Raw genomic sequence first — 13,509 nt, 5'->3', positions numbered from 1 at the left:
AAAAAACGGCGGTAATATAATTACCGCCGTTTTTTATTTTTAGGAATGATGTACCTGTTAGGTTTTTAACTTATTGAGTTCGCTATCTTGTTGAGCAACCAGCTTATTAAGAACTTCGCTACTATCGCCTGCCTGTGAAGATAAACCAGACAACTGAGATGCCGCATCAGAAATAAGCGTTAAATTACGATTTATTTCTTCTGTTACTAGGCTTTGCTCTTCAGCCGCTGTTGCAATATGCGTTATTTGATTGGTTATTTCATCCACTTTTACAACCACACTGTGCAACGCGTCAAAGGCGACAGAGGTTTCGTCAACTGCGTTTTGTGCTCTTACAACGCCTTTTTCTATTACGGTGGAAGCATTACCAACCTCATGCAGTAGGCTGTCTATTAGGTTGCTAATATCATCAGTAGATGAACGGGTTTTAGAAGCAAGTGCTCGTACTTCATCAGCTACAACGGCAAAACCTCGGCCGTGTTCGCCTGCCCTTGCAGCTTCAATGGCTGCATTGAGTGCCAGTAAGTTAGTTTGCTCCGAAATAGTTCTGATCACATCTAAAATTTGCGTTATGTCTTTACTACGCGTCGCTACTTTTTCAACTGCTTGGTTTGCCTCTTTTATTTCTTCAGACATGGTTTTTACTTGCGTCATAGCCGACGACAAGCTCGACTCACTGCTTACCACTAAGCCGTTTATTTCGTCAGCTTGCTGCGCTGATTGTTCTGAAGCTCTTGCAACTTCAAGCGCCGTTGCGCTCATTTCGTTCATAGCGGTAACAACGCTTTCTATTTCTTTAAACTGCGCCTGCACATTATGTTTTGTGTCGATGGCTATATGCTGGGCAATTTCGCCTTGTTGCTTAGTCTGATCTGATACGGCTTTAAGCTCAGCAATTAGGGCGCGTAATTTAGTTAAAAAGCGGTTAAAGCCACCAGCCAGTGCAATTAGTTCGGCATGGCTGTCTACATTTAAGGTGTGTGTTAAGTCGCCTTCTGAACTGGCTAGGTTATCAACGCGTTCTTGTATTTGTTCAAGTGGGGCTATAACACCTGCCACAACAAATTTCATAACTACAAAAGCAACCCCCGCAATAATTAAACCGGTTACTAAAATAATAGTGCCCAACGCTGCTGCGGTACTTTGCATATTTTCACTCAAAGCCTGTGGGCCAGCCAGAGCTAAATTTGCAGGTACTTCAATAATAAGCGACCACTGAGTGTCTGCAAGCTTTATATTTATGGGGTAATTAACCAGGTAAGTGTCATCCGCTTTTAAAAGATTGTTTTCACCTCGTACCTTTTCAACTTTACTGGTAATAGTAGATGACATTGCTTCTTTGTAAGGCCGGCCAAGCTTGGTTTTGTAGTGGCTACTGCCTACGATTAAACCAAAATCACTTAATAAGGTAACCTTAGCTTGACCGTTATACAGCTCTTTTGAAAGCTGCTCTGTTAACTTTTGAAAAACCGGCAACGTTAAATCAACGCCAGATATACCAACAAACCGACCGTCTCTGACAATAGGAACCGTAAGAGACGTCATCATTTCTGAGTTGCCTGGCGTAATTTCGTATAAGTAAGGTTCCATAATACACGGCTTTAACTTGTCTTTAGCACACAAATACCATTCAGACTCTCGCAGGCCAAATTCATTAAGCTTAGTGAAATATTTTTCGGCAGGGTCGTCTACAATTTGCTGCTCGACCGCGCCTTCTTTACTGCGTGTAAAATAAATTTCGAGTGTACCAGCACCATCAACAGAGTGACTGTAGCCATTTGTAAATTGAGTATCTTTTGAATCATACCCATTTACTTCAAACTGGGAGTAGATGGAAGAAAGCGACTCATTATTATTTAAAATGGATTTATTAAGATTAACAACGGATTCGCGACTAAGTGCATCATTACCCGCCGTGCCACTTAATATGGCAGCTAATGAAAAAGGGACACGGTATGCCTCGTTAATAAACCCTGCAATTCTTTCACCGTATACAGCCGCGTTTGCACTTAGTTTTTCTTCAACTTCTGCCACTATGTATTTTTCTGACTGGCTTGATAGCTTATTGTTACTCGACGACAGCTCCCACCACAGAATGCTCGATAGCAGTAACACGGTTATAAATATGCTACCTACTGTAAGCCATAATAGTTTTTTTGCTAACGATATTTCTCGCATTGACCTGCCCTTTGTTTAAACTACAAGTACAGTTTAGACGGTTTTACTAATCAAGCTATCGATAACCGCGAACAAAATTTAATTTAATACAATACGTTGAGTTTTAACGCTTAGCCAAAATAGCTGTGGTTATTGAGGCACCTATGAGTAAAGCAACGCTCACCCACAAACACGCTACAAAACCATAAACCTGAAACACCCACCCCGAAAGCACGGTGCCCACTAAACGCCCCATTGCATTGGCCATATAATAAAAGCCAACATCAAGCGATACACCATCGCTTTTAGCAAAGCTGACAATTAAGTAACTATGCACAGATGAGTTAACGGCAAATACACCGCCAAAAATAAGTAAACCTATAATTAGCGTGGCATGCACGGCCACATCAAGTTGCATGAAAAGAGCTAATAGTGCTGTTACACCACTTAGCAGCAACACCCATAAATAGGCATGTTTAACGGTATCAACGTTTGAGTTACTGGTGCCGGTAATACGCGGCGCTTGCGATTGCACACCACCGTAGCCAATTACCCAAAGTGCCATAAAGCCACTTACCCACCAAAAGTTCCAGTTAAATTGCTGGGCTAAATAAATAGGTAAAGCCACTACAAACCATACATCACGCGCTGCAAACAAACATAACCGTGCTGCGCTTAATAAATTTATTGCACGAGATTTAGAGAAAAGCTCTTTAAACTTGGGTTTATTTTTAGCCTTGCCCATGTCGCCTTTTAAAAATACAACGCTAATAACCCACGCAATAGTGAGTAATAAAATTAGGGCTTTTAAAGCACCTACAAAACCCATTACAGTAAGGAGTAAACCACCTAAAAAGAAGCCGACCCCTTTTAACGCATTTTTTGAGCCCGTTAAAATAGCCACCAATTTATAGAGCTGGCCTTGGCCGCTTTCTCCCTCGGGCACTAAGTGTTTAATGGCGCTTTTGGCGCTCATTTTATTTAAATCTTTGGCTATACCGCTAAGCGCTTGCGCCGCCATAACATAAGCCACGGTTAGCCATTCACTTGGCGCACATAACATGGCAAGCGCCATTATTTGCAGCGCCAAGCCAAAGTTCATGGTTTTATTCAGGCCTAAATGAGCCCCAAGCCAACCGCCCACTAAATTGGTGATCACACCAAAAATTTCGTAAAACAAAAACAGCATGGCAATGGCCAGTGCACCATACCCTAACTGATGAAAATGCAGCACCACCAGCATACGGAGCGCGCCATCGGTTAAGGTAAATGCCCAGTAATTACCGGTAATAATTAAATACTGTTTTATTGCTGTAGGTAAATTAGCAAGTTGCTCAAACATGGGTAACGCCCTTTAAACCTTATAAATGGTTAAACCAAGTCGCTTTTAGCAACTTTAAGCATAAGCTCGGCAGTACGGTTTGCGTAGCCCCATTCGTTATCGTACCAGGCGTATAATTTAAGCTGGGTATTATTAATAACCATGGTAGAGAGCGCATCAATAATGCTACTACGCGGGTCGGTTTTGTAATCAATCGATACAAGCGGCTTTTCTTCGTAACCTAATACACCAGCAAGCTCGTTTTTAGACGCTTGAGCAAACCATTCATTTACCTCAGCGGCAGTTACACCACGCTCAAGCTCAAATACACAGTCGGTAATAGATGCGTTAGTTAACGGTACGCGCACGGCATGGCCATTTAATTTACCTTTTAGCTCAGGGAATATATGCGTAATGGCTGTTGCACTACCGGTTGTGGTAGGTATTAAACTTGTCCCGCACGAACGAGCACGACGTAAGTCTTTATGTGGCGCATCAATAATAGTTTGGGTATTAGTAATATCGTGAATAGTGGTCATTGAGCCGTGCTTAATGCCTACTTTTTCTTGTAGTACTTTTACAATTGGCGCTAAACAGTTAGTTGTACACGAAGCCGCAGTCACAATTTTGTGCTCATCTGGGTTATATAAATTATCGTTAACGCCCATAACCACATTTAAAATGCCGTCTTCTTTTACCGGTGCGGTTACCACAACGCGCTTAACACCTTGTGCTAAATATTGATTTAACAGCTCAGTGGTTTTCATTTTACCGCTGGCTTCTATCACTACATCGCAATCAGACCAATCGGTATCGCTAATGGTTTTATTATTGGTAACTGCAATAGTGTGTTTGCCTACACTAAAGCTATTCTCGTTTGCTGTAACGCTGTGTGCTAAACGGCCGTGCACTGAGTCAAACTCTAATAAATGAGCATGTGTTTTAGCATCGCCCACTACATCGTTTACTTTAATAAATTCTACTTCTGGCCACTCTAAAGCCGCGCGCAGTGTTAAACGTCCCATACGGCCAAAGCCGTTAATACCTACTTTAATTGTCATAATAAATACCTTTAATAAAGTTATATCAATTTGCTTAATTAACAGCAGCTTGCTGCACGCTCAGGGCGATTACCCATTGCATTGAGTCGATTTAAATCGTCGTTATAAAACGCAGAATTTTCGTTTTTGGTTTGTGCTATTACGCTAAGAGCCCATTGTGGCAGGGCTTTATTAATACTGTAATACACCCATTGATTTTGCTTACGGTCGCTCAATAGGCCACACTGCCTAAGTTGCGCTAAATGGCGCGACACTTTAGGTTGGCTCAGTTCCAGCGCAGCAACAAGCTCACACACACATAGCTCTTGCTCATGGCTAATTAATAACATGGCTCTTAAGCGCGTATCGTCGGCTAAGCATTTATAAAATTGAAGTGGGTTGAGTTGTTCCATAGCATCCTCGTTTAGTTAGTGTGCATACAATAAAACAAGATTAGAATATATGAAATAGTGAATATACGATTTTTCGTATATTCACTTAAAAGCCCGCTTCAATTAATGTGATCTCTAGTAAATTGCAGCGCACAAAAAAGCCCAGTGGCAAACCACTGGGCTATTACAATGCTAAGTAATCAGTTAATTAAATAACCGAAAGCTCCACTTCAATATTACCGCGTGTAGCATTTGAGTATGGGCATACTTGGTGTGCTTTATTTACCAGCTCTTGCGCTGCTGTTTTATCCATATCACCGAGTGATACAGCTAATTTAACTGCAATGCCAAAACCGCCTTCAATCGCGCCAATAGAGACTTCAGAATTAATATGTGTATCACTTGGTAGAGCAATTTTTTCGCTACCGGCTACAAATTTTAGTGCACCAATAAAGCACGCTGCATAACCAGCTGCAAATAATTGCTCTGGGTTTGTGCCTTGTCCGTCGTCACCACCTAGCCCTTTTGGGGTTGATAGTTTCACATCTAAACGGCCATCGTCTGATTTAGCTACACCTTCACGGCCACCGGTTGCAGTTGCTTTTGCTGTGTAGGCAACGTTTTGTAATACATTCATAGTGAACTCCAAAGTTTATTAATTAATTTAGTTTGCATGCAAAATGATAGAGCAAGTAATTAGGGATTGCAAATACTTTGCATGCAAATTAAAATGTTTTTTGAGTTGAAGGTATTAACGCACTAGGAGTTAGGTATGTCATTTGAGCAATTAAAGTTAAAAAATCAGCTTTGTCATAGGTTATATATGGCATCAAATAGCATTGCACGTGCTTACCGTGAGCCTTTAGCTGCACTTAATTTAACGTATCCGCAGTATGTAGTAATGATGGCGCTGTGGGAGCAAGACAAAATAACCATAGCGCAGCTAATAAATAAAACAGCTATTGATGGCGGCGCTATGACCCAAATACTCAAAAAAATGACCGAAAAGTCTCTGCTGGCTGTTATTAAAGATGAGCACGATAAGCGTAAGCGCCTAATTCAGCTTACCCAAAGTGGGCAAGCCCTTAAAAACGAAGCTGCTGATATTCCAAAAAATATATTATGTAAGTTTGAAAGTGTAGACCCCACACAAGCCAAACAGTTAATGCAGCTGCTTGATTTAGTAATAAGCGATTTAACAACTAAAAACGATGATGAGTTAGCCCACTAACGCGGTTATTTTTTGTTGAATAAACGCCCTAAATGCGCTGATCACTGGGGTCATTTGGCGCCGATCGGCGTACATCATATAAAGCGGTAGCGGATCGCTTTTCCACTCGGGGCATAAATGAACGAGCTGCCCACTTGCTAAATCATCAATTACATCTAAGTACGACTTATACGCAATACCTTTGCCCTCTAGCGCCCAGCGCCTAACCATTTCGCCATCGTTTACTATGTGTTGGCAATTTAGCTGCACTTTTTGCACTTCGCCATTTTTATAAAATCGCCATTCTTTAAACACTTCACCAAAGCGCATAAAGGTAATGGTGGTGTGCTGCGTTAAGTTAAGGGGATGTGTAAGCAATCCATTGTTTGCCACATATTCAGGAGAAGCCACTAAAATACGCGCATTATTTAAAAAAAGCGGCGCTGCAATTAACTGCGAATCTTTTGGTACACCAAAGCGCAGTGCAATATCAATTGATTGGCTGTAAATGTCGCTTACTTCGTCACTTAAATGCAGTTTAAGTTTTACATGTGGGTAATGTGCTAAAAACTCATTAAGCCATTCACTTAGTTTATTACGCCCTAAATCGCACGGGGCCGATACCTGTAGCGTTCCCGTTACTTCGCCTACTGCGGTTTGTACTGCAGCTACCCCTTGTTGAATAAGCGATAGGGAATCTTTGGCGTAACTTAAAAACTGCTCCCCTGCCACACTTAAGCGTAAGCTACGAGTAGAGCGAATAAACAGCACGTTTCCTAAGTCTTTTTCTAGGCGCTTAATAGCTGCACTTACCGCCGCTGGGGTTTGCGCGTTTTGCCGTGCGGCTTCAGAAATACTGGCGCAACTGGCTACATCTATAAAAGTTTGAATATCGTTAAATGATCGCATATTTTCAATTAAAATTTGAAAGTGCTTTAGTTTTTCATGTCTTTTTCTATTTTTCAACTGAGCTATAGTGCTTACATATTAAAAAGCACTTAAAATCACCAGGAACCCATATGAAAGCATTTGGCTATAGCAAAAACTCTAAAACGCTTACAGCAAGCTCTATACAAGCAATTGAACTTGATACACCAACCGCTAACGGGCACGACCTACTTATTGAAGTAAATGCTATTTCAATAAACCCTGTAGATACAAAAATACGTGCCAATGTAGCGCCAGAGCAAGGCTACAAAGTATTAGGTTGGGACGGCGTAGGCATAGTAAAAGCCGTTGGCGACTCGGTTTCGTTATTTAATGTGGGGGATCGTGTATTTTACGCCGGCGATTTATCGCGCCAAGGCAGTAATGCGCAATTTCAATTAGTTGACGAGCGTATTGTAGGGCGTGCGCCTAAAACATTAACCGATGCACAAGCCGCAGCGCTGCCGCTAACCAGTATTACCGCTTACGAAATGCTGTTTGATCGCCTGCAAGTGCCTAAAAATAAGCAAAATACTCAGCAATCTATGTTAGTTATTGGCGCCGCAGGTGGTGTTGGCTCTATTTTAGTACAGCTTGCCAAGCAACTTACTGGGCTAAACGTAGTAGGTACTGCATCACGCGAGCAAAGCGTAACCTGGCTTAAAGAATTGGGTGCTGATCACGTGCTCGATCATTCTAAAAACTTAAACGAGCAGCGCAAAGAGCTCGGTTTAACTGAGTTTGATTACGTTATTAGCTTAACCCACACCGAACAATACCAAGACCAAATAGTTGAGTGTATTAAACCGCAAGGTAAATTTGCGCTAATAGATGACCCTACATCGTTCGATATTTTAAAGTTTAAGCGTAAATGTATTTCAGTGCATTGGGAGTTTATGTTTACCCGCTCGCTTTTTACTACCGCCGATATAACAGCGCAGCACACCTTACTTAATGAAATAAGTGAGCTTATAGACGCAGGTACACTTAAAACCACGCTTGGGCAAAATTTAGGCCCAATAAACGCCGCTAATTTATATAAAGCGCACCAAATTTTAGAATCGCACACCTCACGCGGTAAACTTGTTTTAGAAGGCTTTGAAGCATGAATCAGATTAAAAAAATACTTTTAGTTGCAGCCTATAGCACTGCGTTTTTAACCAGCAGTGTGTTTGCGAATACCCAACCTACGCACACCGATTTAAAAACAGTTGCTACATTCGACGCGCAGCACCCGCCAGGTAATATTGCTATTACGCCATCGGGTCGTAAGTTTTTATCGGTACATGGTTTTTACGGCCAAAAACAAAAAATTATGGAGCTATTAAACGATGGCACCACCAAACCCTACCCTAATGAAGAATGGGCATACGCGTACAAAAACGGTAAAGGGTTTTACGACGTACTTGGCATAAATGTATCTGCTGATGGCGTGTTATGGATGCTTGATACCTCAGGCCCTGATCATGCTGGGCGTTTAATCGGTTGGGATACCAATAAAGAGCAGCTGCATAAAATAATTTATTTAGCTAAACCCACCATTACCGACACCTCGTTTTTAAACGATTTAGTTATCGATAATAAACACGGCGTTGTATACATTGCCGACACCGCACAAGGCAGCCAAGCCGCTATTATTACCGTAAATTTAAAAACAGGTGAGGCGCGCAGAGTATTACAAAATAGCCCATACACCACAGCCGAAAACATCGACATGGTCATTGAAGGGCGCACCATGAAACTAGGCGGCCAACCAGCACGTTTAGGGGTAAACCCAATCACACTCGACCCAAGCGAACAGTGGCTTTACTTTGGCTCTATGTCTGGCACATCGGTTTACCGTATTGCCACAAGCGATATTAATAATAAAAGCCTGAGCGCAAGCGCCCTTGAAAGTAAAGTAACGCGTTACGGCACTAAACCCATTTCAGATGGTATTATTGTTGATGGCGGCGGCAATGTGTATGTTACAGACATAACCAACGGCGCGATTGGTGTAGTAAAACCAAGCGGTAAATACCACGTATTATTTAAAGACGAGCGCTTAAGCTGGCCTGATGGCTTTAGTTATGGCGCCGATCATAAAATATATTTTACCGTAGATGAGCTACATCGCTCGCCAGTATTAAATAACGGTAAAAATGCCAGCCAAGGAAAATTTAGTGTGCTGTCATTCGACCCGCTAGTAAGGGGTAAAGTAGGCCGCTAATTACCACGTATAAAACAAAAGCCACGCACCTGCTGCGTGGCTTTTTGGTGCAACTTTTAAGCCTTTTAGCCTCAAAGTGGTGCTAAGGGCTTAAAAGTTATTTTTAGTGTTTTAATAAATATCTGATTTGTATTCATAAAATATTCAATTAACAGTTGGCATAATTCTTTCAAAGTACAGATGTGTTCAGTGAAACTTTCAAGGAAAATACCATGGCTAACCTATACCACACCCTTTACCTACTATGGCGTTTAGACATTAGCGTATGGCAGGTAAACGATCCGAGCAATACCCATACTACGTGCGATAAAGAGCGAGTTTACAGCCGATAAATTTCGTATTTATAGGCTTTGCAAGCGCGGCCATTGCGTTGTATTGTTAAGTTACTAAAAACAATATGATTGGAACGTGTATGCACGCCTTAGAAGTAAATTTTGATGGCTTAGTTGGCCCTACTCACAACTATGCGGGTTTATCGTATGGTAACGTTGCCTCGTTAAATAATGCGGCAAGTTTTTCAAACCCTCAAGAAGCTGTGTTACAGGGCCTTGAAAAAATGAAAGCCATGCACGACAAAGGCCTAACACAAGGTGTGTTTGCGCCCCACGCACGCCCCGATTTAAACGTACTACGTCGCTTAGGGTTTACCGGCAACGATTCGCAAGTTATTCATAAAGCATTTAAAGCCGACCCTATTTTATTGCGCGCGTGTTATTCGGCCTCTGCAATGTGGACCGCTAATGCCGCTACTGTTTCTCCATCGCCGGACACCCTCGATGGCAAAGTGCATTTTACCTCAGCTAATTTAAACAATAAGTTTCATCGCTCGCTAGAGCCTGCAACCACTACCCGCTTACTAAAAGCCATGTTTAATAACGATAGCTATTTTGCACACCATACGCATTTACCCGATCAGGGCTTTTTTGGCGATGAAGGCGCGGCTAACCACACCCGACTTTGCGACAGCCACGGCGAGCAAGGCCTAGAAATGTTTGTATTTGGTGCAAGTGCCTTTAACAGCCAACTACCAAAACCGGCTAAGTTTCCTGCAAGGCAAACACTAGAAGCCTCAGAAGCCATTTGTCGATTACATAACTTAAAAGAATCGAGCCAAATTTTACTGCAACAAAACCCAGATGTAATAGACCAAGGCGTGTTTCATAACGATGTAATTGCAGTTGGGAACGAAAACGTACTACTTTGCCATCAGCAAGCATTTTTAAACCAACAAGATGCCCTGCAAGAAATTCGCGATGCCTACACCGGCAGCAAACAGCTATACATAATTGAAGTACCTACCGATAAAGTAAGCATTAGCGATGCAGTAAGTAGTTACTTATTTAATAGCCAATTAGTAAGCCTAGACGATGGCTCAATGCTATTAGTAGCGCCACAAGAGTGTCAACGTAACAGCGCAGTAAACGCCTATATTGAAGAAATGATTTTAGCGGATAACCCTGTAAACCAAGTGCAGTTTTTTGACCTGCGCCAAAGTATGCAAAATGGCGGCGGCCCTGCCTGCTTACGTTTACGCGTAGCCCTTAACCAACAAGAGCTAAGCGCAGTAAACCCAGAGGTTATTTTAACCGATACTAAATACACACAACTTTGTGACTGGGCAAAACGTAACTACCGCGATAAGCTAGGCGCAAGCGACTTTGCCGACTCAGCCCTACTCACCGAAAGCTACCAAGCACTGGATGAACTAACCCAGCTGCTTAATTTAGGCTCAGTGTACGACTTTCAATTAGAAGGTTAATACTCGTCAGCAAAAAGCTAATACAAAAATAGCGAGCCAAGGCTCGCTATTTTTATTTGTGTTTGTGCTAATAGAGTTTAAATATCTTTATTAACCGTTACTGCCGATGCCATCGACTCAGATATATGCAACGTACGCTGCGGAAACGGAATGCTCAGCCCCGCGCCTTCTATGGCCTCTTTAACGCGTTTATTTAAATCCCACACGGTTTGCCAGTAATCGCCATTTACAGCCCATGCACGTAATTGAATATTTACTGCGCTTTCGCCTATTGAGGTAACCATTACTTTAGGCGCTGGCTCTGCGAGTAATCGGCTTTCTGATTCGGCAACTTCTTTTAGTACATTTAAGCCAACATCAATAGAGTCGGCGTACGAAATTCCCACTACTATATCCATGCGCCTTTTACCGTTGCGGGTAAAGTTTTTAATGTTGCCGCCCCACACTTTACCGTTAGGCGATGCGATATAAAGGCCGTCGGTGGTTTTAAAAATGGTCGTAAATAAGTTTATTTCTTTTACTGTACCAAGTGTGCCACTCGCATCTACAAAATCGCCTATTTTAAATGGCCTAAGTATTAATAACATAATGCCAGCTGCAATATTACTTAAGGTGTTTTTAAGCGCCAAACCAATCGCTAAACCCGCCGCGCCCATTAGCGCTATTAAGCTTGCCGTATTAACGCCAAAAATATCTAAAATAAACAGCCCAGCAATTATGTAAACTAAATACCCCGCAATGCTCGATAAAAGCGGCAGTAGCGTTTCGTCTACTTTTTTTAATGGCGACTTAGAATTTTTAATCGCTTTTTTTACTGAACGCGCAATAAGCGCACTCGCAACTAAAATAGCCAAGGCTAATACCACTTTGTAACCTAAAGTGATGATAGTTTCTGAATGGCTTTGCCAAAACACAATAAGTCTATCTTTCATACATATTCCAACTATGGGCTGATTATCAGCAAGAATTAAATCTATACACTTCAAAAGAAGTGGCGGGAGTATATAGTAAAAATTTTAAAGCGATAGCATTAAAATAAGTGGAAGGTGTGCCTATATCAGCAAATTAATTGGGCAAAGTTTTTCTTTTTTTCGCTTAAATTTTCACTCTTAAAACCTTAGTGCTCACAAACTAGTTAACCTATGGCGTACATACTTTTGTTCAAAAATGCGCAAAGTAAAATAAAGATTCATTTCAAGTAACTATTCTAAAAACCTATTCAATCTAAATTCAGCTTAGCTCTTCTACAATCCGCTATAAACTAAAGGAGTAAATCATGAATTTTAAATCAACATTAGTCAGCAGCGCCGTTCTTTTTGCATTAGCCGGGTGTGGTTCTTCAAGTGATGACAATGACACAACACCGCCACAATCTAGCGACAAATCAACCTTTAGCCTTGGTGTGTCAGATGCGCCGGTTAGTGGTTTAAAAGCGGTTAACGTCGTGTTTGATTCAATCACTATTAAAACACAAGGCGATGAAGAATTCAGTTTTGAAACCCGAAGTGAAGCTGACGCATCTCAACCACAAATGGTTAATTTGCTCGATTACACCGGGGACGATGTTTTTGAGCTGCTTGACGATCAAGAAGTGCCTGCAGGCGAATACTCGTGGATCCGCGCTCAGGTTATAAATGGCGATACTAATAATCTTAGTTTTACATCTCACGTAGTATACGAAGACGACAGCATTGCTCCACTCGTAGTAAAAAGAAAAGGGAATGATGGTGTAGGCGAAATACAACTCGATGGCTTTACACTTAACCAAACTGATAACGACTTTGTTTTAGAATTTGACCTAAAAAAATCGCTGGTCGATCCCCAAAATAATGAGGAGATCTTTTTAAAACCTAGAGGCGTACGATTACAAAATCTTTCTGAGTCACAAGAAATTGAAGGCACAGTAAGCCAAGCGCTTATTAATAACTGTGAAACAGACAATATCGCTACTGCTGCTGCAGATTCAACGTTTGGACACGCCGTATATTTATATTCATCAGATGCTCAAATACCTAAAGATATATACGAAATAGATGAGCAAACCCCAGAAGATGCTCCACTTGCGACCGCAAATGTTGTATTTGATCAAGACGATAACCAATATGAGTTTGAGCTTGCTTTCATTACACCTGGAGACTACCAACTTGGCTATACGTGCACCGCACATATAGACGATGCAGAGCTAGAAGATACTGATTTCACTGTTTATCAACTTAAGCAAATTAGTGTACCGCAAACTGAGGACCTTTCATTTAGCTTTGACATAACACAATAAACGTATAGCGCACTTTAAGGTGCGCTTTTTTATAAAAAGTATAACGAAAACGAACACTCCACCTTCACAAAAATCCATTAAAGCCACTGACCTAACATCATCCAAATAATTCATTCGAAAAGTGTCCTGCATTCAAGCCCCGTTAACCCAGAACTGGTACAGTTAATAGCACGTGTTAGTTAAACCGTTCTTATCATTTTGAATATGTAAACATAGGAG

12 protein-coding genes are annotated in these 13,509 nt (G+C 41.5%); 5 read left to right on the top strand and 7 right to left on the bottom strand.

Annotated elements, in window-relative coordinates; translation table 11 throughout:
* Positions 1–57 precede the first annotated feature (57 nt).
* The 5 genes from ACFI34_RS05430 to ACFI34_RS05410 all read right to left on the bottom strand — a co-directional run bounded on the left by ACFI34_RS05430 (position 58) and on the right by ACFI34_RS05410 (position 5,547).
* Entirely contained in the window at positions 58–2,178 is a 2,121-nt protein-coding gene (locus ACFI34_RS05430) for a methyl-accepting chemotaxis protein (protein ID WP_462672692.1), read from the bottom strand.
* Positions 2,179–2,281: 103 nt separating this feature from the next.
* Entirely contained in the window at positions 2,282–3,499 is a 1,218-nt protein-coding gene (gene arsJ / locus ACFI34_RS05425; protein ID WP_462672691.1) for an organoarsenical effux MFS transporter ArsJ, read from the bottom strand.
* Between the two features lie 29 nt (positions 3,500–3,528).
* Positions 3,529–4,539 carry an ArsJ-associated glyceraldehyde-3-phosphate dehydrogenase gene (locus tag ACFI34_RS05420; protein ID WP_462672690.1) on the bottom strand — a complete coding sequence of 337 codons (1,011 nt, stop codon included), beginning with the start codon at positions 4,537–4,539 and terminating at the stop codon, positions 3,529–3,531.
* A 38-nt stretch (positions 4,540–4,577) separates the two neighbouring features.
* A complete protein-coding gene (locus ACFI34_RS05415; protein WP_462672689.1) occupies positions 4,578–4,931 on the bottom strand; it encodes a metalloregulator ArsR/SmtB family transcription factor in 354 nt (117 codons plus the stop codon).
* Positions 4,932–5,118: 187 nt separating this feature from the next.
* Complete coding sequence (locus ACFI34_RS05410; RefSeq protein WP_286248757.1) at positions 5,119–5,547, bottom strand: organic hydroperoxide resistance protein; 429 nt, start codon at positions 5,545–5,547, stop codon at positions 5,119–5,121.
* 135 nt (positions 5,548–5,682) lie between these two features.
* On the opposite strand from ACFI34_RS05410, the gene ACFI34_RS05405 reads away from it, so the two are divergent.
* A complete protein-coding gene (locus ACFI34_RS05405; protein ID WP_462672688.1) occupies positions 5,683–6,141 on the top strand; it encodes a MarR family winged helix-turn-helix transcriptional regulator in 459 nt (152 codons plus the stop codon).
* On the opposite strand, the gene ACFI34_RS05400 is transcribed toward ACFI34_RS05405, so the two are convergent.
* Positions 6,130–7,029 (bottom strand): LysR family transcriptional regulator, encoded by a 900-nt coding sequence (locus ACFI34_RS05400; RefSeq protein ID WP_462672687.1) that lies wholly within the window; start codon positions 7,027–7,029, stop codon positions 6,130–6,132. The genes ACFI34_RS05405 and ACFI34_RS05400 overlap by 12 nt on opposite strands.
* Before the next feature lie 110 nt (positions 7,030–7,139).
* Between ACFI34_RS05400 and ACFI34_RS05395 the strand changes: the two genes are divergently transcribed.
* The 3 genes from ACFI34_RS05395 (at position 7,140) to astB (ending at position 11,015) form a co-directional block, all read left to right on the top strand.
* On the top strand, positions 7,140–8,156 hold the full coding sequence (locus ACFI34_RS05395; protein WP_462672686.1) for a zinc-binding alcohol dehydrogenase family protein: 1,017 nt from the start codon (positions 7,140–7,142) through the stop codon (positions 8,154–8,156).
* The gene (locus ACFI34_RS05390) at positions 8,153–9,256 is read left to right on the top strand and encodes an L-dopachrome tautomerase-related protein (protein WP_462672685.1); all 1,104 of its coding nucleotides are present in this window, start codon (positions 8,153–8,155) and stop codon (positions 9,254–9,256) included. The genes ACFI34_RS05395 and ACFI34_RS05390 overlap by 4 nt, the downstream gene beginning before the upstream one ends.
* A gap of 412 nt (positions 9,257–9,668) precedes the next feature.
* The gene (astB, locus tag ACFI34_RS05385; RefSeq protein ID WP_462672684.1) at positions 9,669–11,015 is read left to right on the top strand and encodes an N-succinylarginine dihydrolase; all 1,347 of its coding nucleotides are present in this window, start codon (positions 9,669–9,671) and stop codon (positions 11,013–11,015) included.
* A gap of 77 nt (positions 11,016–11,092) precedes the next feature.
* On the opposite strand, the gene ACFI34_RS05380 is transcribed toward astB, so the two are convergent.
* The gene (locus ACFI34_RS05380) at positions 11,093–11,947 is read right to left on the bottom strand and encodes a mechanosensitive ion channel family protein (RefSeq protein WP_462672683.1); all 855 of its coding nucleotides are present in this window, start codon (positions 11,945–11,947) and stop codon (positions 11,093–11,095) included.
* A 344-nt stretch (positions 11,948–12,291) separates the two neighbouring features.
* On the opposite strand from ACFI34_RS05380, the gene ACFI34_RS05375 reads away from it, so the two are divergent.
* The gene (locus ACFI34_RS05375) at positions 12,292–13,290 is read left to right on the top strand and encodes a DUF4382 domain-containing protein (protein ID WP_462672682.1); all 999 of its coding nucleotides are present in this window, start codon (positions 12,292–12,294) and stop codon (positions 13,288–13,290) included.
* Positions 13,291–13,509 lie beyond the last annotated feature (219 nt).

The sequence above is a fragment of the Pseudoalteromonas sp. PSi26 genome (assembly GCF_054960575.1).
This window is presented reverse-complemented; position numbering and strand designations above follow the sequence as displayed.

What these genes read in the sequence shown, in the direction of transcription:
- ACFI34_RS05430 (WP_462672692.1), bottom strand. Translation starts at nt 2,178, where the DNA reads ATGCGAGAAATATCGTTAGCAAAAAAACTATTATGGCTTACAGTAGGT.
- arsJ (WP_462672691.1), bottom strand. Translation starts at nt 3,499, where the DNA reads ATGTTTGAGCAACTTGCTAATTTACCTACAGCAATAAAACAGTATTTA.
- ACFI34_RS05420 (WP_462672690.1), bottom strand. Translation starts at nt 4,539, where the DNA reads ATGACAATTAAAGTAGGTATTAACGGCTTTGGCCGTATGGGACGTTTA.
- ACFI34_RS05415 (WP_462672689.1), bottom strand. Translation starts at nt 4,931, where the DNA reads ATGGAACAACTCAACCCACTTCAATTTTATAAATGCTTAGCCGACGAT.
- ACFI34_RS05410 (WP_286248757.1), bottom strand. Translation starts at nt 5,547, where the DNA reads ATGAATGTATTACAAAACGTTGCCTACACAGCAAAAGCAACTGCAACC.
- ACFI34_RS05405 (WP_462672688.1), top strand. Translation starts at nt 5,683, where the DNA reads ATGTCATTTGAGCAATTAAAGTTAAAAAATCAGCTTTGTCATAGGTTA.
- ACFI34_RS05400 (WP_462672687.1), bottom strand. Translation starts at nt 7,029, where the DNA reads ATGCGATCATTTAACGATATTCAAACTTTTATAGATGTAGCCAGTTGC.
- ACFI34_RS05395 (WP_462672686.1), top strand. Translation starts at nt 7,140, where the DNA reads ATGAAAGCATTTGGCTATAGCAAAAACTCTAAAACGCTTACAGCAAGC.
- ACFI34_RS05390 (WP_462672685.1), top strand. Translation starts at nt 8,153, where the DNA reads ATGAATCAGATTAAAAAAATACTTTTAGTTGCAGCCTATAGCACTGCG.
- astB (WP_462672684.1), top strand. Translation starts at nt 9,669, where the DNA reads ATGCACGCCTTAGAAGTAAATTTTGATGGCTTAGTTGGCCCTACTCAC.
- ACFI34_RS05380 (WP_462672683.1), bottom strand. Translation starts at nt 11,947, where the DNA reads ATGAAAGATAGACTTATTGTGTTTTGGCAAAGCCATTCAGAAACTATC.
- ACFI34_RS05375 (WP_462672682.1), top strand. Translation starts at nt 12,292, where the DNA reads ATGAATTTTAAATCAACATTAGTCAGCAGCGCCGTTCTTTTTGCATTA.